The sequence below is a fragment of the Bacillus sp. SIMBA_005 genome, assembly GCF_046535585.1.
GTDB lineage: Bacteria > Bacillota > Bacilli > Bacillales > Bacillaceae > Bacillus > Bacillus pumilus.
In genome coordinates, this window is record NZ_JAWRWI010000971.1 from 1 (window position 1) to 245 (window position 245).

Here is a 245-nt window from a genome sequence, read left to right on the forward strand (position 1 = left end):
GACCACGCGGCGGCGCTCGGGTTCGTGCAGCACGTCCAGCTCCACCTGCCAGCCGTGCGCGCTCCAGTCCAGCTGCACGTGGCCGCCCTCGCCCTCGGCCTCGCGCGTCCACCAGCGCGCCATGTGGGCCGGTTCGGTCAGCGCGCTGGCGACCACTTCGGGCGCGGCGGCGATCTGGAACTGGTGGTGGATCGACGGGCTCATCGGCGGCTCCCCGGCAGGTGGACGGCACGGCGACCGGGATG

The 245-nt window shown here is 74.7% G+C and carries 1 protein-coding gene; it reads right to left on the reverse strand.

The window, feature by feature from the left end:
- A partial coding sequence (locus SB660_RS22980) for an SRPBCC family protein (RefSeq protein ID WP_410584838.1) occupies positions 1–204 on the reverse strand: 204 nt, incomplete at its 3' end.
- Between the last annotated feature and the right edge of the window lie 41 nt (positions 205–245).